The 18,391-nt window shown below is 70.7% G+C and carries 19 protein-coding genes and 1 other RNA gene; 12 read left to right on the top strand and 8 right to left on the bottom strand.

The genetic code is table 11. The annotated features are described in order from the left end of the window. Nucleotides 1-244: 244 nt before the first annotated feature. From ACQSSQ_RS22395 to ACQSSQ_RS22370, 6 genes are all read left to right on the top strand, one after another. On the top strand, nucleotides 245-1,249 hold the full coding sequence (locus tag ACQSSQ_RS22395; RefSeq protein WP_431329362.1) for a tetratricopeptide repeat protein: 1,005 nt from the start codon (nucleotides 245-247) through the stop codon (nucleotides 1,247-1,249). Between the two features lie 112 nt (nucleotides 1,250-1,361). Continuing rightward, entirely contained in the window at nucleotides 1,362-3,053 is a 1,692-nt protein-coding gene (locus ACQSSQ_RS22390; RefSeq protein WP_431329361.1) for a sulfatase-like hydrolase/transferase, read from the top strand. A gap of 58 nt (nucleotides 3,054-3,111) precedes the next feature. Beyond that, nucleotides 3,112-4,227, top strand: coding sequence for a peptide chain release factor 2 (prfB, locus tag ACQSSQ_RS22385; RefSeq protein ID WP_431329360.1), 1,116 nt, complete (start codon nucleotides 3,112-3,114; stop codon nucleotides 4,225-4,227). Between the two features lie 19 nt (nucleotides 4,228-4,246). Continuing rightward, nucleotides 4,247-4,936 carry a cell division ATP-binding protein FtsE gene (gene ftsE, locus ACQSSQ_RS22380; protein WP_431329359.1) on the top strand — a complete coding sequence of 230 codons (690 nt, stop codon included), beginning with the start codon at nucleotides 4,247-4,249 and terminating at the stop codon, nucleotides 4,934-4,936. Between the two features lie 9 nt (nucleotides 4,937-4,945). Beyond that, a complete protein-coding gene (gene ftsX, locus ACQSSQ_RS22375) occupies nucleotides 4,946-5,866 on the top strand; it encodes a permease-like cell division protein FtsX (RefSeq protein ID WP_431329358.1) in 921 nt (306 codons plus the stop codon). A gap of 107 nt (nucleotides 5,867-5,973) precedes the next feature. Further along, nucleotides 5,974-7,359 carry a peptidoglycan DD-metalloendopeptidase family protein gene (locus ACQSSQ_RS22370; RefSeq protein ID WP_431329357.1) on the top strand — a complete coding sequence of 462 codons (1,386 nt, stop codon included), beginning with the start codon at nucleotides 5,974-5,976 and terminating at the stop codon, nucleotides 7,357-7,359. An 18-nt stretch (nucleotides 7,360-7,377) separates the two neighbouring features. Here the strand turns inward: ACQSSQ_RS22370 and ACQSSQ_RS22365 are convergent, their stop codons facing one another. Next, the gene (locus ACQSSQ_RS22365) at nucleotides 7,378-8,790 is read right to left on the bottom strand and encodes an MFS transporter (RefSeq protein ID WP_431329356.1); all 1,413 of its coding nucleotides are present in this window, start codon (nucleotides 8,788-8,790) and stop codon (nucleotides 7,378-7,380) included. A gap of 88 nt (nucleotides 8,791-8,878) precedes the next feature. Between ACQSSQ_RS22365 and smpB the strand changes: the two genes are divergently transcribed. The 3 genes from smpB to ssrA all read left to right on the top strand — a co-directional run bounded on the left by smpB (nucleotide 8,879) and on the right by ssrA (nucleotide 10,721). After that, entirely contained in the window at nucleotides 8,879-9,358 is a 480-nt protein-coding gene (gene smpB, locus ACQSSQ_RS22360) for an SsrA-binding protein SmpB (RefSeq protein WP_431329355.1), read from the top strand. Then, the gene (locus ACQSSQ_RS22355) at nucleotides 9,355-10,245 is read left to right on the top strand and encodes an amidohydrolase family protein (protein ID WP_431329354.1); all 891 of its coding nucleotides are present in this window, start codon (nucleotides 9,355-9,357) and stop codon (nucleotides 10,243-10,245) included. Before smpB ends, ACQSSQ_RS22355 begins: the two co-directional genes overlap by 4 nt. 104 nt (nucleotides 10,246-10,349) lie before the next feature. Next, nucleotides 10,350-10,721, top strand: a transfer-messenger RNA (tmRNA) gene (gene ssrA, locus ACQSSQ_RS22350). A gap of 49 nt (nucleotides 10,722-10,770) precedes the next feature. Here the strand turns inward: ssrA and ACQSSQ_RS22345 are convergent. Together ACQSSQ_RS22345 and ACQSSQ_RS22340 are read right to left on the bottom strand one after the other, a co-directional pair. Then, a complete protein-coding gene (locus ACQSSQ_RS22345; protein ID WP_431329353.1) occupies nucleotides 10,771-11,253 on the bottom strand; it encodes a hypothetical protein in 483 nt (160 codons plus the stop codon). Between the two features lie 38 nt (nucleotides 11,254-11,291). Continuing rightward, a complete protein-coding gene (locus ACQSSQ_RS22340) occupies nucleotides 11,292-11,924 on the bottom strand; it encodes an FMN-dependent NADH-azoreductase (protein WP_431329352.1) in 633 nt (210 codons plus the stop codon). Between the two features lie 110 nt (nucleotides 11,925-12,034). On the opposite strand from ACQSSQ_RS22340, the gene ACQSSQ_RS22335 reads away from it, so the two are divergent. Next, on the top strand, nucleotides 12,035-12,529 hold the full coding sequence (locus tag ACQSSQ_RS22335; protein WP_431329351.1) for a MarR family winged helix-turn-helix transcriptional regulator: 495 nt from the start codon (nucleotides 12,035-12,037) through the stop codon (nucleotides 12,527-12,529). Nucleotides 12,530-12,609: 80 nt separating this feature from the next. Here the strand turns inward: ACQSSQ_RS22335 and ACQSSQ_RS22330 are convergent, their stop codons facing one another. From ACQSSQ_RS22330 to ACQSSQ_RS22320, 3 genes are all read right to left on the bottom strand, one after another. Beyond that, complete coding sequence (locus ACQSSQ_RS22330) at nucleotides 12,610-14,172, bottom strand: carboxypeptidase regulatory-like domain-containing protein (protein WP_431329350.1); 1,563 nt, start codon at nucleotides 14,170-14,172, stop codon at nucleotides 12,610-12,612. Between the two features lie 132 nt (nucleotides 14,173-14,304). Then, on the bottom strand, nucleotides 14,305-14,607 hold the full coding sequence (locus ACQSSQ_RS22325; protein WP_431329349.1) for a hypothetical protein: 303 nt from the start codon (nucleotides 14,605-14,607) through the stop codon (nucleotides 14,305-14,307). A gap of 64 nt (nucleotides 14,608-14,671) precedes the next feature. Beyond that, nucleotides 14,672-14,968, bottom strand: coding sequence for a WhiB family transcriptional regulator (locus ACQSSQ_RS22320; RefSeq protein ID WP_431329348.1), 297 nt, complete (start codon nucleotides 14,966-14,968; stop codon nucleotides 14,672-14,674). Between the two features lie 209 nt (nucleotides 14,969-15,177). Between ACQSSQ_RS22320 and ACQSSQ_RS22315 the strand changes: the two genes are divergently transcribed. Then, nucleotides 15,178-16,125: a MerR family transcriptional regulator gene (locus ACQSSQ_RS22315; RefSeq protein ID WP_431329347.1), complete on the top strand. Its 948-nt coding sequence runs from the start codon at nucleotides 15,178-15,180 to the stop codon at nucleotides 16,123-16,125. A 39-nt stretch (nucleotides 16,126-16,164) separates the two neighbouring features. On the opposite strand, the gene ACQSSQ_RS22310 is transcribed toward ACQSSQ_RS22315, so the two are convergent. Continuing rightward, entirely contained in the window at nucleotides 16,165-17,595 is a 1,431-nt protein-coding gene (locus ACQSSQ_RS22310; protein WP_431329346.1) for an MFS transporter, read from the bottom strand. A 117-nt stretch (nucleotides 17,596-17,712) separates the two neighbouring features. Here ACQSSQ_RS22310 and ACQSSQ_RS22305 point away from each other — a divergent pair, with 117 nt between their 5' ends. Continuing rightward, nucleotides 17,713-17,973 (top strand): DoxX-related protein, encoded by a 261-nt coding sequence (locus ACQSSQ_RS22305; protein WP_431329345.1) that lies wholly within the window; start codon nucleotides 17,713-17,715, stop codon nucleotides 17,971-17,973. Between the two features lies 1 nt (nucleotide 17,974). Here ACQSSQ_RS22305 and ACQSSQ_RS22300 read toward each other — a convergent pair whose 3' ends face one another. Beyond that, nucleotides 17,975-18,301, bottom strand: a complete 327-nt coding sequence (locus ACQSSQ_RS22300) for a TraR/DksA family transcriptional regulator (protein ID WP_431329344.1) — start codon at nucleotides 18,299-18,301, stop codon at nucleotides 17,975-17,977. Between the last annotated feature and the right edge of the window lie 90 nt (nucleotides 18,302-18,391).

Genomic DNA, 18,391 nt, shown 5'->3' with positions numbered 1-18,391 from the left:
CGTCGACTCAGTACTACGTGGCCACGAGATCGAGCCCTTTACGCCGGAGCTTCAGGCTCAGGTCAAGGCACAGATTCGGACTCAGGGATCTCGGTGGGCGCCGGAGCATTAAAACGGGGGGGGGGTCCCCCCCCCCCCCGCCCCCCCCCCACGACCCATTTGTGCGTCCTGGACGCGGTCGATACCGCGACGGGCACGCAGCGATGAGCAAGACTGTGCGCATGCAGGCGCGGGAGGAAGCACGATGAGCGAGCGTGGTGGCCGAGGCGGCCAGGACCGAGGCGGTCAGGGCCGCGGGGGCCAGAGCCGTGGAGGCCAGGGCGGTCAGGGCCGTGGAGGTCAGGGTGGTCAGGGCCGTGGAGGTCAGGGTGGCCAGGGTCGTGGCGGCGACAACCGTGGTCGCGGCGGCCAGGGCGGTGGCCCGAGCGATCGTCGCGGCGGTTCCTCGAACCGCAGCAGCGGCGGCGGCCAGAGCCGCGGTGGCAGCTTCCAGCGCTCCGGCAGCGGATCTCGCGGTCCGCGCGACGGAGACCGCTCGCGTCAGCGCCGTGACGACGACCGGCAGAGCGCCCCGCGCCGCGTCGAGGGCCCGCCGATCCCCGACGGCGTGCACCCCGACCAGCTCGACAAGAGCATCCGCCGGCTGCTGACGTCGCTGACCCCGGGCAAGGCCGACTCGGTCGCCTCGCACCTGGTGGCTGCGGGCATCCTCATCGACGAGGACCCGGACCTCGCGTACAAGCACGCTCGCGCGGCCCGCGAGCTCGCGCCGCGCATCGGCGTGATCCGCGAGGCCGCCGGCGAGACGGCGTACGCGGCGGGACGTTGGGCTGATGCGCTCGCCGAGCTGCGTGCGGCCAAGCGGATGACCGGTGGCTACGACCACATCGCGCTGATCGCCGACTCTGAGCGCGCTCTCGGCCGGCCCGACCGCGCGCTCCGCGTCATCGCCGACGCCCGCGACAAGATCACCGACATCGACGTCCGCGTCGAGGCGGCCATCGTCGCCGCCGGGGCCCGGCGCGATCTCGGGCAGGTCGACGCCGCCATCGCGCTCCTGCAGCAGGAGCCCCTGCACAACAGCAGCCCGACGACCTGGCTGGCTCGCTTGCGCTACGCGTACGCCGACGCGCTGGCCGAGGCCGGGCGTACCCAGGATGCTCTGGAGTGGTTCCACCGGACGCTCGGCGCGGACCCGCAGCACACCACGGACGCCCAGGAAAGAATCACCGCGCTCGAAAGCGCCTGATCTCGAGGCGACGCTGTGGATCGGGCCGCGATCGGTCCGAGGACGTCGTAGACTCGTGCCTTCCGCCCCCGCCCCGAGGAGGTTCTGCGTGCGCGTCACAACGAGGAAAGCAGTGATCACGGTGGCCGCGTCGGCCGCGCTGGTCGCTGCCGGCGTGGTCGGCGTCACCGTGGCGCACGACCCGCTCCCCGTGGCGGCGAGTGCGTCCGGCGGGACGGCGGCCGGCACTGCTGCGGGCTCGCTCGACACCGCGGTGGCCGCCGGATCGGCGCGCTACCGGCCCAACGTGGTGACGATCGTCGCCGACGACCTCGACTCGTCCCTCGTGAAGTACATGCCCAACGTCAAGAAGCTGCGGGCCCGCGGGGCGGACTTCAAGCGGCACTTCGTCGTGGACTCGCTGTGCTGCTCGTCCCGCGCGTCGTTCCTGACCGGGATGTACCCGCACAACTCCAAGGTCTACAACAACGTCCCCGGCTACGACCCCGCTAACCCTGTCGGCGGCTACGCCGCGTGGGTGAAGGCCAAGAACGACACCAAGACCTTCGCGTACGAGATCAACCGTCCGAAGGCCGGCTACCGCACGGGATTCTTCGGGAAGTACATCAACCGCTACCCGGGCACTCCTGGCACCGCCCCGCCGCCGGGGTGGGACGCCTTCCACGCGCTCACCAGGAACCTGTACGCGATGTGGGACTACTCGATGACGTCCGTCGTCCGCAGCAGCTCCGGCGCACGCCTCCTCACGGACCGCCGGTTCGGCAAGAAGGACAGCGAGTACTCCACCGACGTCCTCCGTCGGATGTCGGTGCGTCACCTCAAGGCGGTCGAGCGGCAGAGCTCGCCGTACTTCGTGGAGATCGCCCCGACCTCGGTCCACCACCGCAACGGCGCCGCCGCGCGCAAGGGGGACCCGCACTACCCGCCGGCCGCACGGGACCGTCCCCTGACGGGCAAGAAGGCGAAGAAGAACCCACGCCTTCGCTACGGCGACTGCGGGCCAGCCAGGTGCGAGAAGGTCGACGTCAGCAAGCAGGTGAGCTTCAACGCCAGCCGTGCCGGCTCCCGTCCGCGCTACGGCGACGGGCGCCCCGCCCCGATGTTCGGCCAGACCAAGAAGCTCAACCGCAAGCAGGTCAAGAAGATGCGGGCGCACTACCGCAACCGCGTCCGTATGGCCCAGTCGCTCGACGACCTCGTCGGTGCGGTGATGCGGACGGTCGGCCCGGACACCTACATCGTCTTCACCAGCGACAACGGCTACCACCTCGGCCACCGGCGCCTCAGCCCCGGGAAGTCGAGCGCGTACGACACCGACATCCGCGTGCCGCTCATCATCGCGGGGCCGGGTGTCGTGCGAGGACCGCGCTATCAGGTGGTCCAGAGCATCGACCTCGCGCCGACGTTCGAGCAGATCGCCGGCATCAAGCCGTCGAACGATCGCGACGGCCGCTCGTTGCTGCCCATCCTGCGCAACCCGCGGACGAGCTGGTCGCGGTTCGCGTTCGTGGAGCACACGCGGCCTCCGAAGTCGCGCCTGGACCCCGACGGTGAGGGCCTGACGACGGTCATCCCGTCGTACGTGGCCGTGCGCTCCGCGGACTCCCTCCTCGTGCGCTACGACACGCTCGACGGAGACCCCGCCGGCTACACCTACGAGTACTACCGCGGCCTCACGCGCAAGGGTGCGTGGGAGCAGGTGAACCTCTTCCGGCCGACCGATCCCGTCGTGCAGAGCCTGCAGAGCAGGCTGGAGGCGTACGAGGACTGCGCGGGAGCCGCCTGCGTCGCGCTGACCCGCTGACGCGCTCCCGCTCGCCCTCCGGCCGTCGGGTCAGGCCACGGCGGGTAGGCTCGCACACGTGGCAGCACGCGACTACGACGCAGCACTCAAGGCTCTCGACACGACGATGACGTCGATCGAGGCCGTTCTCGACCTCGACGCGATGCGGGCCGAGATCGCCGACCTGCAGGAGCAGGTGGCCGCCCCCGACCTGTGGGACGACCAGGCCAACGCCCAGGCCGTCACCGGCCGGCTGTCGGTCCTGCAGGCCGAGAGCGAGCGCGTCACCGGGCTGCGTCAGCGCATCGACGACCTCACGGTGCTCGTCGAGCTCGGTCGCGAGGAGGACGACGCGGACGTGCTCGCCGAGGCCGACGCCGAGCTCGAGCGGATCGAGAAGTCGGTGGAGGCGCTCGAGGTCCGCACGCTGCTGTCCGGCGAGTACGACGCGCGCGACGCGCTGGTCACGATCCGCTCCGGTGCCGGTGGCGTCGACGCCGCGGACTTCGCCGAGATGCTCCAGCGCATGTACGTGCGGTGGGCGGAGCGGCACAAGTACACCGTCGAGGTCTACGACACGTCGTACGCGGAAGAGGCCGGCATCAAGTCCACGACCTTCGCGGTGAAGGCCCCGTACGCCTACGGGACCCTGTCGGTCGAGTCGGGCACGCACCGCCTCGTCCGGATCAGCCCGTTCGACAACCAGGGCCGCCGGCAGACGTCGTTCGCCGCCGTCGAGGTCGTGCCCGTGCTCGAGCAGACCGACCAGATCGACATCCCCGAGGACGAGATCCGCGTCGACGTCTACCGCTCCTCGGGACCGGGCGGCCAGAGCGTCAACACGACCGACTCGGCCGTCCGCCTGACGCACATCCCGACGGGCACCGTCGTGAGCTGCCAGAACGAGAAGAGCCAGCTCCAGAACAAGGCGAGCGCCATGGTGATCCTCAAGGCCAAGCTGCTCGCGCTGAAGAAGGCCGAGGAGCGTGCCCAGCTCGACGAGCTGCGCGGCGACGTCCAGGCGTCGTGGGGCGACCAGATGCGCTCGTACGTCCTCAACCCGTACCAGATGGTGAAGGACCTGCGGACCGAGTACGAGACCGGCAACCCGCAGGCCGTCTTCGACGGGGAGATCGACGAGTTCGTCGAGGCGGGGATCCGCTGGCGGCGTGGCGCTGAGGCTGCCGCCAAGTAGCCTTGCGTACACTCGCACGGTGATCCGCTTCGAGAACGTCAGCAAGACCTATCCGGGGCAGCCGCGACCAGCGCTGGAGAAGATCAGCCTCGAGATCGAGAAGGGCGAGTTCGTCTTCCTCGTCGGGCAGTCCGGCTCGGGGAAGTCGACGTTCCTGCGCATGATCCTGCGAGAGACCCGCCCGTCCACGGGACGCGTCTACGTCGCCGGCAAGGAGATCAACCGCCTCGCCAACTGGAAGGTCCCGAAGCTGCGGCGCCAGCTCGGCACCGTCTTCCAGGACTTCCGGCTGCTGCCCAACAAGACGGTCTCGGAGAACGTGGCGTTCGCGCTGCAGGTGATCGGCAAGCCGCGCTCGGAGATCAGGCGGGTCGTCCCCGAGACGCTCGAGCTGGTCGGCCTCGAGGGCAAGGGCGACCGGATGCCCGACGAGCTCTCCGGCGGCGAGCAGCAGCGCGTGGCCGTCGCGCGCGCGTTCGTGAACCGGCCGATGATCCTCATCGCCGACGAGCCCACCGGCAACCTCGACCCCGCCACCTCCGTCGGGATCATGAAGCTGCTCGACCGGATCAACCGGACCGACACGACCGTCCTGATGGCGACGCACGACGCAGGGATCGTCGACCAGATGCGCAAGCGGGTGATCGAGCTCAGCGGCGGCGTGCTGGTCCGTGACCAGTCGCGCGGCGCCTACGACTACGAGAACTGACGAGGACCGATGGCACTGGGAAGCATCTTCTCCGAGCTCACGACCGGACTGCGACGCAACTTCTCGATGACGGTCTCGCTCGTCGTCACGATGAGCGTGTCGCTGGTCCTCGCCTCCCTCGGGCTCCTCCTGCAGGCGCAGGCGGACCGCACCGAGAAGTACTTCGGCGACCGGCTCCAGATCCAGGTCAACCTCTGTACGCAGAACTCCTCGGCGGAGACGTGCGTCGGCGGCCGGGCGACCGAGGAGCAGGAGCAGGCGGTCGAGGCCGCCCTCGACGGCAACCCCGAGGTCCGCTCGTTCGAGCGGTGGAGCCCGGAGCGCAACTACGAGCAGGCGCAGGAGTGGCTCGGTCAGAACGAGGAGGACCGCAAGCAGCTCGAGGCGCTCGGCCCGGAGTCGTTCGGCACCTCGTACATGGTGACGCTGCGCGACCCCAACCAGTTCGAGGGCGTCCAGAGCCAGATCAGCGGCATGGACGGCGTGAACTCGGTGGTCAGCATGCGCGACCTGCTCGCACCGCTGTTCGAGGTGCTGTCCAAGCTGCGGTGGGCCGCGCTCGGCACCTCGCTGCTCCTCATCGTCGCGGCCGTCCTGCAGGTCTCCAACACGATCCGGATGACGGCGTACGCCCGTCGCCGTGAGATCGGCATCATGCGGCTGGTCGGTGCGTCCTCCTGGCACATCCAGATGCCGTTCATCCTCGAGTCCCTGGTGGCCGCGGTGATCTCGGCCGTGCTCGCGTGCGCGGGACTGGCGGCGTTCATGCACTTCGTCGTGTACGGGTTCCTCCGTGACCGGCTCGCGGGACTCACCACCTGGGTCAGATGGGAGGAGGCGTTCACCGTGATGGGCTACACGACGGTGCTCGCGCTCCTGCTCGCGCTGGTGCCGACGCTGGTGATGACGAGGCGCTACCTCAAGGTCTGACGCCGTGGCGGCCCGAGACACGCCGCGCCGGGACGGGCGAAATGCACCCTCTCGCTCAACTTGAGGGTTAGCGTCGGCACGGTACTTCCCCGACCAGAGGCAGGCCCGTGGCTCGACTCGTCCTTCCCCGGCGTGCCGGCACGCGCATGCGCACCGCGCTCGCGCTGACGGTGCTCGTCGCGCTGACCGGCGCCGTCGCCAGCCCGACGCTCGGTGACGACAAGGACGACCTCAAGGACCGGCGCAACCAGGTCCAGTCGCAGATCTCCGGCGCCCAGGCGGAGCTCGACCAGTCGAGCGCCCAGCTCGCGGCGGCGACCCGCACGCTCCAGAGCTCGCAGGCGAGCCTGGCCTCGGCGCGGACGACGTTGGCGACGACGCGGGTCCAGCTCGCGGCGGCTCAGGCACGCGACGCCGCCATGCAGGCCGCGCTCGTCAAGGCTCAGGGCGACCTCGTCGTCGCGAAGAAGGGCGCCAAGAAGGGCCGGCGCAGCCAGCGCAAGGCGGCGCGCGAGGTCGAGCGGATGACCGTCGAGTCGCTGCAAGGGGGCTCGCCGAGCCTGCGGGCGTTCTCCGCCCTGGTCAACGGCGTCGACCCGGCGACGTACGGCAAGCAGGTCAGTCTCGACCAGGCCGTCACCGACGCTCGGCTCGCGAAGGTGGACACGCTCGAGGCGACCAGCGTCATCCTCGACCTGCACCGCAAGAAGGTCGAGAAGCTGCGCGACGAGGTGAAGGTCAAGCGCGAGGAGGCGGCCGAGAACCTGGCGCTCCAGGAGCGGCTCGAGCAGGCCGCCGTCGAGCAGGAGGCCAAGGTCACCGTGCTCGTCCGGGCCAACGCCACCGCCCAGACAGCGGCGAAGCAGGCACGGTCGTCGGACGCCGCCCAGCTGGCGGCCCTCGAGTCCGAGCGCGCGTCGATCTCCAGCAAGCTGAAGGCGATCGCCGCTGCCGAGCGCGCAGCGGCTGCGCGCGAGCGGGAGCGGCAGCGCAAGGAGGCGCAGAAGAAGCGCGACGGCGGGGGCGGCTCCTCCGGTGGCGGCGGCGGTGGCGGTGGCTCCGGCGGCGGAGGAGGAGGGGGCGGCAGCTCCGACGGAGGCAGCACCCTCTCGTACCCGGTGAACGCCCCGATCACGTCGCCGTACGGCATGCGGTTCCACCCGGTGCTCCACTACTGGAAGCTGCACGACGGGACCGACTTCGGCGCGGCGTGCGGGACGCCGGTCCGGGCCGCGGCCGGAGGTCGGGTCGTCGACCGCTACTACAACGCGGGCTACGGCAACCGCGTGATCATCGCTCACGGCCAGAAGCGCGGCTACAGCGTCGCGACGACGTACAACCACCTCTCGAGGTTCTCGGCGCGCCCCGGCGAGCGGGTCCAGCGGGGCGAGATCATCGGCTATGTCGGGACGACCGGCTACTCGACCGGGTGCCACCTGCACTTCATGGTGCTGCTCGACGGCGACACGACGAACCCCATGAACTGGCTCTGACCTGGCTGCGGTCGCGGGTCACGGACGTCGTCGACGCTGGGTGACGAGGTCGGCCACGCCGAGGACCAGCGCTCCGACCACGAACCCGATCGTGGTCCGCAGGGCGAGGCTCATCGACGCCGCGTAGTCGCCGCCGCTGCTTCCCAGCTGGCCGAAGAACTGCGCGAGCACGAGGGCGACGCCGATCGCGCTGCCGACACGCTGGGCCGTCTGCAGCATCCCACCGCCAGCTCCGGCACGTCGGACGTCGACCTCCGACAGGGTGATCGTCACGTTCGGCGAGATCACCAGGCCACCCCCGAAGCCGGCGACCGCGAGCAGCGGTGCCAGCGAGAGTCCCACCCGCGTCTCGAGGTGGGGGACGAGCACGTCGATCGCGACCAGGCCGACGACCACGAGCACGAGCCCGACCACGACCAGTGCCCTGCCGTAGCGGTTGACGAGCCGTCCCCCGATGACGGCGGCGACCGCGGACCCGAGCGCGAACGGCATCTGGGTCGCCCCTGCCTCGAACGCGCTGTAGCCCAGCCCGTTCTGGAGGTAGAGCGTCAGCACGAGGAAGATCGACGTGAACCCGGCGAAGTAGAGGGTGCCGAGGCCGAGGCCGAGCATGTACGAGCGGACCCGCAGGAGCGTGAGGTCGACCAACGTCGCGCGGCCCGAGCGGGACCAGCCTCGCTCCCACACGACGAACACCGCCAGCAGGCCCGCGGCGACACCGACCAGCCACCACGGCCGGGACGCGAGCTCCTCTCCCTGCTCGCCCTCCACCAGCGGGAGGAGCACGAGGAAGGTCGCCGTCGCGAAGAGGAGGACGCCCACGGGATCGAGGGACTCCCGTGGCCCGCGCTCCGCGTCGGGAAGCCAGCGCAGCGCCAGGATCAGCGCCACGACGCCGACCGGCACGTTGACGAAGAAGACGTACCTCCAGCCGTGCTCGGCGCCTCCGAGCGTGACCAGCACGCCTCCGAGCAGGGGGCCGATCGCGGTGGAGATGCCCACCGTCGCCCCGAACAGCCCGAACGCCCTGCCACGCTCCTCGCCGCGGAACATCGTCTGGATGAAGCCCGAGACCTGCGGGTTGATCAGCCCGCCGCCGACGCCTTGGAGGATGCGTGCCGCCGCCAGCCACGCCGGGTCCGACGCGGCACCGGCGAGGGCGCTCGAGCCGGTGAACACGACGAGACCGACGCAGAACACGACCTTGCGGCTCATCGCGTCTCCGAGCCGGCCCGCCGGGACGAGGACGATCCCGAACGCCAGGGAGTAGCCCGCGACGATCAGCTGGATCTGGGCGTCGGACGCGTCGAGGCCGCTTCGGATCGAGGGCAGCGCGACGTTGACGATGCTGACGTCGAGCAGGGTCATGAATCCCGCGACGAGGCAGACGATCAGCGCACTCCAGCGCGTGTCGTGCTGCCGGTCCGCCACGGTCCGACCGTACGTCCTCCCGCCGGTCTGCGCGGATCGGCGGCGGCCCGTACGTGAATGCGTTGGACAGCGCTGGGAGAATGGACGAATGGCCAAGGAGACCGGCACCAAGCTGATCGCGCAGAACCGCAAGGCGCGGCACGACTACCACCTCGACGACACGTACGAGGCGGGGTTGGTGCTGACCGGGACCGAGGTCAAGTCGCTGCGCGAGGGGCGGGCCAACCTCACCGACGGCTGGGCCGACATCGAGGACGGAGAGGTGTGGCTCCACGGGGTGCACATCCCCGAGTACACGCAGGGCACCTGGACCAACCACTCCGCACGCCGCAAGCGCAAGCTGCTGCTGCACCGCCGGGAGATCGCCAAGATCGAGAAGGCCGTGTCGACGCCCGGCGTGACCCTCGTGCCGCTCTCGCTCTACTTCTCCTCCGGCCGGGCCAAGATCGAGATCGCCGTCGCGCGGGGCAAGAAGGCATGGGACAAGCGCCAGGCGATCGCCGAGCGCCAGGCCACCCGAGAGGTGCAGGCCGAGGTCGGCCGGCGGATCAAGGGCATGCCGGGATGACGGCGGCCGGCGAGGGCCTCCGCGACGAGGACCTGCCCGCGTTCGCCGCCGAGCTCGGCATCCCGGGCTTCTTCGACGTCCACGTCCACTTCCTCCCGCCGCGGGTGATGGACAAGGTCTGGGCCTACTTCGACTCCGTCGGTCCGTTGACCGGCCGGCCGTGGCCGATCCGCTACCGGTGGCCGGTGGACGAGCGCGTCGAGCACCTCGGACGCATGGGGGTGCTGCGCTACTCGGCGCTCCCGTACGCCCACAAGCCCGGCATCGCGCCGTTCCTCAACGAATGGGCGGCCGAGCTCGCGAAGAGCAACGGCAACGCGCTCTGGTCCGCGACGTTCTACCCCGAGCCCGAGGCGGAGTCGTACGTCCGGCGTGGCATCGCCGAGGGCGTCGAGATCTTCAAGACCCACGTACAGGTGGGCGACTTCGACCCGACGGACCCGCTGCTCGACCCGGTGTGGGGCGCGCTCGCCGACGCCCAGGTCCCGGTCGTCGTGCACGCCGGATCCGGGCCCGCGCCCGGGACGTACACCGGCCCCGAGCTGATCGGGAGGGTGCTGGCGGCCTTTCCGAAGCTGCCCGTGATCGTCGCGCACATGGGCATCCCCGAGTACGAGGACTTCCTCGTTCTCGCCGAGCGCTACCCGAACGTCCGTCTCGACACCACGATGGTCTTCACCGACTTCACCGAGGACGGCAGCCCGTACCCACGAGACCTGCTGCCGCGGTTGCGCGACCTCCAGCCGAAGGTGCTGCTCGGGACCGACTTCCCCAACATCCCGTACGCCTACGCCCACCAGGTCGAGGCGCTCGCACGTCTCGACCTCGGGGACGACTGGCTGCGGGACGTGCTGTGGAACAACGGGCTGCGACTGTTCGACGCGTGAGCGGGGAATACCCCTCGCGGCCCTCTGGTTGGACCAGGTACCGTGTGAACTGCACGGTTTGACACTGCACGGATTGACACTGCACGGATTGACAACATCACAGCGGGGCTGATCGGTTTCGACTTTGGTCGTACGCACCAGGAGAAGCGAGCCGAGAATCCAAGGTCATCTCGTAAACGTTCCTTGGAAACCAATAAGTGCCAAGAATCAGCGCACTGACTTCGCCCTCGCCGCCTGAGGCGAGCTAAGCGAAGGGTCGGCCTGGGGGCGCCTCCGCTCCAGTAACCGGCCTCAACTAGGAGGCTTGCTCTGTTAGTCCGGTCGCGGGACTGACTGGGGACACTCACAGCGACTGAGCCTGTCGACGACGTGTCTGTTCGAGCGTCGGGGCTGAGAACACGACAGAACAGACTGCGCTCGGAGAAGTCCTGGTCCTGCGCTGAAGGACGCGGGTTCGATTCCCGCCAGCTCCACACCACGAAGAGGCTCTCGCGAGACATCGCGAGAGCCTCTTCGTCATTCCTGTCAGATGCGACGCGTCCCGGTACGTCGCTGCAGGCGACGCCTCCAGCGCTCGTCGTCGTTCGCCCGGTCGACCTCGTCGCGGTACTGAGCGGCGTCGAAGGCGACGTCGGCGATGTCGAGCGGCCGCGGGCGGAACGCCTCCCGCTCGTCCTCGTCGAGATCGAGGTCCGGATCGGGCACCGCCCCGGAGTACTCCGGGGCGTGGGCTGCCTCGGTCCAACGGATCAGTCCCCGCCTCTCGCTGATCACGACCGAGGCGTTCGCACAGCCGACCCCTCCGCCGCACGCGCACTCGGTCAGCGCGACCCGTCGTGGTGGGTCGACGGGAAGCAGCGCTCCGGTGCCGAGCACCTCGTCGGCGGACATCGGGACGAAGCTTCCCTCGTCGTGGAGGATCGGCGTGCCGTCCACCAGCAGCACCGCGACCAGGCCCAGCTCCCGGTCGGTGCGGAGGTCGATGCGCAGCGTCCTGGTCCTCGGCATAGAGGGAGCGTACGCCGCCGCCTACGGGGCGGACGACGTCAGCGGGTTGCGAGCGCGCGGCCGGCGGCGGCGGCCTCCTCGTCGGCCTGCTTCTTCATCAGCTCCGCGACCTCCTGGAACTCGTCGAGCGCCGGGTTGACGCCGACCAGGGTGAACTCGCGCTCGATGACGGTCAGGTCGGCGTTCCACACGTCTCCGACGATGCGGCGCAGGTAGTCGATGCTGTGGTCCCACCCCTCCTTCGGCGTGCCGGGTCCGTAGGCGCCGCCGCGGGTGGTGATGAGCACGGTGGGCTTCCCGGCGAGGAGCGGCTCACCCGGGCGACCCCCGGCGATGGCGAGGTCGATCCACGTCTTCACGTGCTGGGAGACGCCCCAGTTGTAGAGCGGGAGCGCGAGCACAGCCGCGTCGGCAGCACGCAGCTCGTCCGAGACCGTGGTCGCGAGCGTGGCCGCCTCGACCTGCGCGGCGGTCCGTCGGTCCTCGGGCGTCCAGGCCGCACCGACGGCGGTGGCCCAGGCATCAGCGGGGAGGGGGTCGGTGCCGAGGTGCCGACTGACGATCGTCTCGTCGGGGCGACCAGCGGTGAGCTGGGCGACGACGACGTCGGCGAGCGCGCTGCTCGCGGACTGGGGTCCCTGGATGCTCGCGTCGACGCGCAGCACGGCCATGGGTGTCTCCTTCGGTCGGGGAGGGGCGACTCCTCCGCCACTTGAATGTTCAACTCCGTACCGTAGGCGAATTGCGTTGAACATTCAAATGGGGCCGATACGATCGAGGCATGACGGATCCCACGACCACCGACGTGCCGTGGCTGTCGATCGACGAGCAGGCCGACTGGCGGTCCGTCGTCGCACTCCTCGCCACGCTGCCCGTCGCGCTCGACGCCCAGCTCAAGCGGGACGCGGGCATGAACAGCTTCGAGTACCACGTGCTCGCGCACCTGTCCGAGGCGCCGCACGGGGGAGTGCCGATGAGCGACCTCGCGATCCTCGCCCAGGGGTCGCCGTCGCGGCTGTCGCACGCGATCGCGCGACTGGAGCGGGCCGGATGGGTCCAGCGCGTCGCGTGCGTCGAGGCCGGCCGGCGTACGAGCGCGGTGCTCACGCCCGAGGGTCTGGCCAAGCTCCGCGAGGTCGCCCCCGCTCACGTCAGGGAGGTGCGTCGCCTCGTCGTCGACGCGCTCGAGCCGGAGCAGCTGGCCGCGCTCGGAGAAGCCGCCCGCGCGATCGTCGCCCGAGCCGATCCCGACCTGACGTGCAGCGAGAGCTGCTGACGGCCTGTTTCGCGCCGGGTACGACGAAGGCGCCCCGACCTGTCGGTCGGGGCGCCTTCGTGTCGCGTGATGGGGCGTGGCTACTTCCGGACCTTCGCGGTCTTCTTGCTGAGGCGGCTCGCTGTCGCGTACGACGTGCGCGTGCCGGTGACCTTGACCGTGATTCGCTTGCCGACGTCACGTTTGGTGAGCCGGTACGACGACCTCGTCGCCTTCGAGATCCTCTTGCCGTTGCGATACCACTGGTAGCGCAGCCGGACAGGGGAAGGACCCCAGGCTTTCGTCCGCGCCTTCAGCTTCTTGCCCTTCTTGGCCGTGCCGGTGATGATCGGTCGTCTGGTCGTGAGGGTGCCGAGGACCGGTGCGGTGGCCGCGGACGTCCGCGACGCTGTGGCGTAGCCGGTCTTCGAGGCGCTCGTGGTCACGGTGATCCGCTTCCCCGCCTGAGCATTGGTGACCCGGAACGTGGCAGCGGTGGCTCCCGCGACGGCGACACCGTTTGCGCGCCACTGGTGGCGGATCGTCAGGCCCGACGGCGACCACCGCCCCGGCCGGACCTGCAGCGTCGAGCCAGCCCGTGCGACACCTGAGATCGCCGGGGTCGCGGCCGAGATCGTGGGAGCAGGCCCCAGCTGCACGGTGTACTGACGGTGGCTCTCCGGTCCGCTGAGGTCGATCATCGTCGCGTCGCCGAGCTCGTAGGCGTCCTTCCAGTACTCAGCGACGGCCGGTGGCCCCGTGTAGCCGTCGGGGACGCCGAAGAGAAACTTGAGCTTGCTCGTCCGGCTGGCTGAGCGGAACTGCCCGGTGGCATCGGTGGCCGATCGTCCGGCAGGGCCCTCCTGCCACTGGTTGCCCTCGAGGTGGTACACGACGACCGGGGCGTGAGCGAGAGGTTTGCCGTCGGGGGCGAGGACTGTGAAGTCGACCGTCGAGAGGACCGACAGGTTCAGCGCCGTCGTCGATGTCGCACCGGGGCCGACGGTCACGGTCGCTGTCGGCCAGTCGTACGGATAACCGGAGGCGTTTGTCCCCGCAGCAGTGACGCCGACCGTGTAGCTGCCGGCGACAAGCGCGGGGATGTCCGCGTCCCGTGTGTCGAACCACCCGTCAGGCCCGCTCGTGAAGTGCAGACTCTGGTTGCTGGGCGGTTCGGCGACGTAGAGGGTCACGCCGGGGACGGGGTCGCCGTGCTCGTCCCGGACCACGCCGCGCACGGCGGCTGCCGGCTGCAGGATGATCTCATCGAGCACGGCGTCCTCGCCGCGGAGTCTGATCCACGTGGCGTTGAGCCTCGACCAGGCGTCGCCGTAGTACTCGTCGGCGTAAGGGGCAGGAGCGTCAGACGCCCGCACGATGTAGGTCTGGTCGGGGAGGTCGGGAAACGAAAAGCTGCCGTCCGCGGTCGTCTCGGTCTCTGCCACCACCGTGTCGCCTCCGTTGACGGTGGAGAGCTGGAGGGTGATTCCCGGTGCGCCGGTCGCGGGTCCGTCGGTCGGCTTGATGAGTACGCGGCCGCTGATGGATCCGGTCTCCGCCGCTTGAGCCGGCGCGGCGACGACGACCGTCGCACTGAGAACGAGCGCAACCAGGAACGGCAGCACTCGAGTCCGTTGCCGCGGGAGGATTGACAAGAAAGACATCGGCGCGCCTATCGGGTCGGGGAGGGTGCGACATCACCTGCTGCGAAGACTAGCCGCTGAGAGGTCCCGCCAGCCCCTCGCCGGGTACGACGAAGGCGCCCCGACCTGTCGGTCGGGGCGCCTTCGTGTCGCTCAGTCCTGGGTGTCCGCAGCTCCGTCGCGGGTCCGGCCCTGGAACCATCGCTGAACGGAGTCGGCTACCTCGTCCACCGGAGCCAGGTCGGCGGCAGCAGTCTCGTCCGGCTCTGGAGCCGGCACGTTCGCCTTCCCGGTGGTGGTCCCGTCGACGCCGGCCGGCGTGCCGATCGCCCAGGTGATGCCCGCTCCGACATCGGTGAAGACCTGGGTCACGGCACGGTGCTCGGGATCGAGGGGCTGACCCGAGGTCGAGGACTTCACCTCGTCCTGTGCGCCCTTGCTGCGGAACAGTCCCACGGTCGGCCTCCTCGTCCTCGTTGGACTCCAGGTCAAGCCTAGGCGGGAAGGGCAACCGCCGCGGTCAGCTCGCCCGTCGAGCCGGCCCGCCCTCGAGGAGGGCGTTGCGCTCGCTGGTGTTGAGCCCACCCCAGACGCCGAAGGGCTCGCGCACGCGAAGCGCGTGCTCGAGGCACTGGCTGACGACCGGGCAGGTGGCGCAGTAGGCCTTCGCCTTCGCCTCGCGGTCGTGCCGCTTCTTGCCGCGCTCGTCCTCGGGGCTGAAGAAGATCGCCGTGTCGGCGTCGTTGCATGCACCCTCGAACTGCCACTCGTACTCGTCGATGAGAGGCATCGGGAGTCGAGAGATCGTGCTGCTCATGTCTGCTGCTCCTTCGTGCGTTGCCTGTCGTGCCGGTAGCGGGCCCATGGCCTGTCGGAGGAAGAAGTTAGCACGGGAAGTTGTTCATCTGTCAATCCTGTGAACCGATTTGTGACCGTAGACGCCCGCAAACCCGAGGTTCGGGTCAGGTGTGCCCAGAACGAACCAGTTCATGCGTGCCGAGACCTGAGCAGGTTTATACTCTCCCCATGCCACCCCCACCTGAAGGCATGAGCGTGCGAGACGTCGCTGTGCGACTCGGTGTCCCGGCGGCGACGCTGCGGACCTGGGAGCGCCGGTACGGTCTCGTCCCGTCCGGCCGCAGCGCAGGGGGGCACCGGCGCTACTCGGAGGAGGACGTCGGTCGTCTCGCTGTCGTCGCACGCCTGGTCGCCGACGGCATGTCGCCCCAGCTCGCGGTCGCCGCGGTCCGCGCCGATCCGCACGTGTCGCCTCTCAGCCTCGGACGCGCGCAGGAGCAGATCAGCGGCGACCTCGTCTCCGTCCTGCTCGCCGCCGCCGGTCGGGGTGACACGGAGGCGATGCGCAGGCACGTCACGCGGGCGGTGACCCAGCGTGGTGTCACGCGTGCGTGGGACGAGGTGTTCGTGCCGCTCCTGCAGGCGGTGGGGGACCGGTGGCGTGACCCGGCGTTCGGCATCGCGGGAGAGCACCTGACGACCGAGGTCATCACGACCGCGCTCCGCGCGGCGACGGCGCGGGCGACGCTGCGGACGCGAGGCTCGGCCGACAGCGACATCCTCCTCGCGGCTGCCGAGGAGGAGCAGCACTCGCTCCCGATCGCCGCGCTCGAGGCCGCCCTCGCGGAGGCCGGACTGGCCTGCCGCTCGCTCGGCGGGCGGGTGCCGTCCCCGTCGATGGTCGACGAGCTGGTCCGGTCTCGACCCCGGGTCGCGTTCGTGTGGGCGTCGATGCGCAGGCCCGATCCCGCCCTTCTCCTGTCGCTCCAGGAGGCCGCGGCGTCACCGGTGCTCGTCCTGATCGGCGGTCCGGGGTGGAGCAAGGTGATCGAGCCGCCGCCCCGTCGCGGCGTGGAGATCGAACGCGTCACCGACCTGCCCGCCGCCGTGGATCGCATCCTCGTCGCCGTCCATGCGGGGCGCGGCGGGTCGATCAACGGCGACCTCGACGGCTGACCGCGGCCGCCGGCCGACCGCTGACGAGCGTGCGCGGGCCTACGGGCTCACCCAGGCCGTCGGCTCGGTCCGCGGGTGCCCCAACCGCCGTGTCGTCGCCGCACCGAGGAGCGCGACCGCTGCGGCGGTGGTGAGGATCCCCGCCAGCACCGTGCCGGGCAACGGCGTCCCTGCCCCCGCGATCGCGACTCCGGCGGCGGCGACCAGCACCGACTGCGCGATCGTCGCCGAGAGCATGGACGCCGCGGTGCTGCGTCCCTGCACGTCCGGCGGGGAGAGCTCCAGGAGCTGGGTGGTCAGCGTCGGAGAGCCGATGCCCATCCCGACGCCGGCCACGGCCCACAGCGCCAGCCCCACCCAGACGGGGAGGCGGTCGACCGACACCAGGGCGGGTCCCACGATTCCGACCGCGATGAGCGCGAACGCCGTACGCATCCGCGTGGGCACGGTGGTCCGACGCTGGACGAGCGTGGAGCCGTTGATCTGAGAGCCCAGCGCCCAGAACAGTCCGGTGATCGTCAGGCTGCTGCCGGCGGCCGCAGGGGAGAGCCCGTGGACCGTGGTCAGCATCAACGGGATGAAGGCGCCTGCGCCGGCGAACGCGGCGGCCTGGAGCCCTCGGCTGGCGACCACGGCAGGGACGCCGGCGGCGAACCGGACCGTCCCGCGCGGCAGCACCCGCCGAGCGCCGATCCCGACGAGCACGAGGCCCGCCGCGACCGCGAGAGCCCCGGTCACCGCCGCCGGCCCGCCGCCCGCGAGGCTCGGACCACCGAGGGCCAGAGCGGCGAGGCCCACGGCCACCAGCGACGCCGCGACGACGACCGACCGCGCGCGATCCGGCGTACCGTCCGCCTCTTCTCCGGCGCCCTGCGCGCGGAGGGCGCGTAGGGACGGACGCAGCGCGAGGGCGGCCGGGACCATGAGGACGACGGCGACGAGGAACACCGAGCGCCACCCGACGGTCTCGGCGATCGCGCCGGCGATCGGCGGGCCGACGAGCGAGGGGACGACCCAGGCTGTCGCGAACGCGGCGAACATCTTGGGCCGCAGCGCGACGGGGAGGACACGGGCGACCAGCACCGTCAGGGCGACGTCGAGGAGACCCTCCGCGACGCCGGCGCCGATCCGTCCCACGATCAGCACCGCCATCGCAGGCGCGAGCCCCATCGCGAGCTGCGAGACGGCGAAGACCGCCATCCCGACCGTGAGCGCCGGGACGGGACCCCGTCGATCGCACCACAGCCCGGCGACGACCGTCGCGACCACCGAGGAGATGAGGGGTGCCGCGGCCGCCGCGCCGAAGAGGGCGATCCCGTCGAGCTCGCCGGCGACGGTCGGCAGGATCGCGAGGGTGGCGCGGTTCTCGAACGCGCCGAGCGTGACGAGCGCGAGGGCGCCGACGACGAAGGGGAGATGGCGCGGGTCGCGGAGCGTCGCGGCGGGTGCGGAGCCGAGGGAGGTGGGCACGCCGGAGATCCTCACACCTCAAGTTCGCTCGAGGTCAAGGCGCTGCGCCGGAGGGTGCCCTTGTCAGCGCAATGTGCCATCGGTACTGTCACGTCGTCCCCTACCTGAGGAGAGAGCATGTCGAAGCTCGCCCCGATCGCCGGAACCGTCGTCGCTGCCACGGGCGCGGCCCACTTCGTCGCCCCGCAGGCGTTCGCCTCGATCAACCAGGCCGCCTTCCCGCAGAACACCGGCGAGTGGATCAAGCGCAACGGCGCCACCGAGCTCGCGCTGGGGCTGGGCCTGCTGTCGCGCCGTACCCGCAAGCTCGCGGCCGTCGGCCTCGTCGCCTACTCCGCGTTCCTCGGCAGCCGCGTCGCCGCCAACCGCAAGGGCTGACTCAGCCGCACCCGACGCACGTGCGCGCGGCCGGTCGTACGGCGAGCCGTTCGGCCGGGATCGGCCGCCCGCAGCGTTCGCACACCCCGTAGCTCCCGTCCTCGGCGCGCGTCAGCGCCGCGGTGAGCTGCTCCCGCTCCGCCTCGTGGCGGGCGATCAGCGACGCGACCTGCTCGCGCTCCCAGGCGATCGTCGCTCCCTCGGGATCGTGCTCGTCGTCGGCGTTGGACGACTCCGACGCCGCCACGATCGCCGCGTGGTCGCGGCGCAAGGCGGCGAGCAGCTCCTCTACGCGCTCGAGGCGCGCAGTGATCGGTGCGGTGTCCACGTCGGCGTCAACGCGCACGGCGGGGCCGCTGATTCCTGCCCGGCCGTGCGAGGGGTGTGACGATGGCGGGAGACCGAGCAGTCCGCCGAC

The organism is Mumia spirodelae (genome assembly GCF_050632745.1).
In the GTDB taxonomy this organism is placed as follows: domain Bacteria; phylum Actinomycetota; class Actinomycetes; order Propionibacteriales; family Nocardioidaceae; genus Mumia.
This window is presented reverse-complemented; position numbering and strand designations above follow the sequence as displayed.

Excerpts from the sequence above, each read along its gene's own strand:
- ACQSSQ_RS22395 (WP_431329362.1), top strand. The coding sequence starts at position 245 with ATGAGCGAGCGTGGTGGCCGAGGCGGCCAGGACCGAGGCGGTCAGGGC.
- ACQSSQ_RS22315 (WP_431329347.1), top strand. The coding sequence starts at position 15,178 with ATGCCACCCCCACCTGAAGGCATGAGCGTGCGAGACGTCGCTGTGCGA.
- smpB (WP_431329355.1), top strand. The coding sequence starts at position 8,879 with ATGGCCAAGGAGACCGGCACCAAGCTGATCGCGCAGAACCGCAAGGCG.
- ftsX (WP_431329358.1), top strand. The coding sequence starts at position 4,946 with ATGGCACTGGGAAGCATCTTCTCCGAGCTCACGACCGGACTGCGACGC.
- ACQSSQ_RS22340 (WP_431329352.1), bottom strand. The coding sequence starts at position 11,924 with ATGGCCGTGCTGCGCGTCGACGCGAGCATCCAGGGACCCCAGTCCGCG.
- ACQSSQ_RS22355 (WP_431329354.1), top strand. The coding sequence starts at position 9,355 with ATGACGGCGGCCGGCGAGGGCCTCCGCGACGAGGACCTGCCCGCGTTC.
- ACQSSQ_RS22305 (WP_431329345.1), top strand. The coding sequence starts at position 17,713 with ATGTCGAAGCTCGCCCCGATCGCCGGAACCGTCGTCGCTGCCACGGGC.
- ACQSSQ_RS22335 (WP_431329351.1), top strand. The coding sequence starts at position 12,035 with ATGACGGATCCCACGACCACCGACGTGCCGTGGCTGTCGATCGACGAG.
- ACQSSQ_RS22320 (WP_431329348.1), bottom strand. The coding sequence starts at position 14,968 with ATGAGCAGCACGATCTCTCGACTCCCGATGCCTCTCATCGACGAGTAC.
- ACQSSQ_RS22330 (WP_431329350.1), bottom strand. The coding sequence starts at position 14,172 with ATGTCTTTCTTGTCAATCCTCCCGCGGCAACGGACTCGAGTGCTGCCG.
- ACQSSQ_RS22345 (WP_431329353.1), bottom strand. The coding sequence starts at position 11,253 with ATGCCGAGGACCAGGACGCTGCGCATCGACCTCCGCACCGACCGGGAG.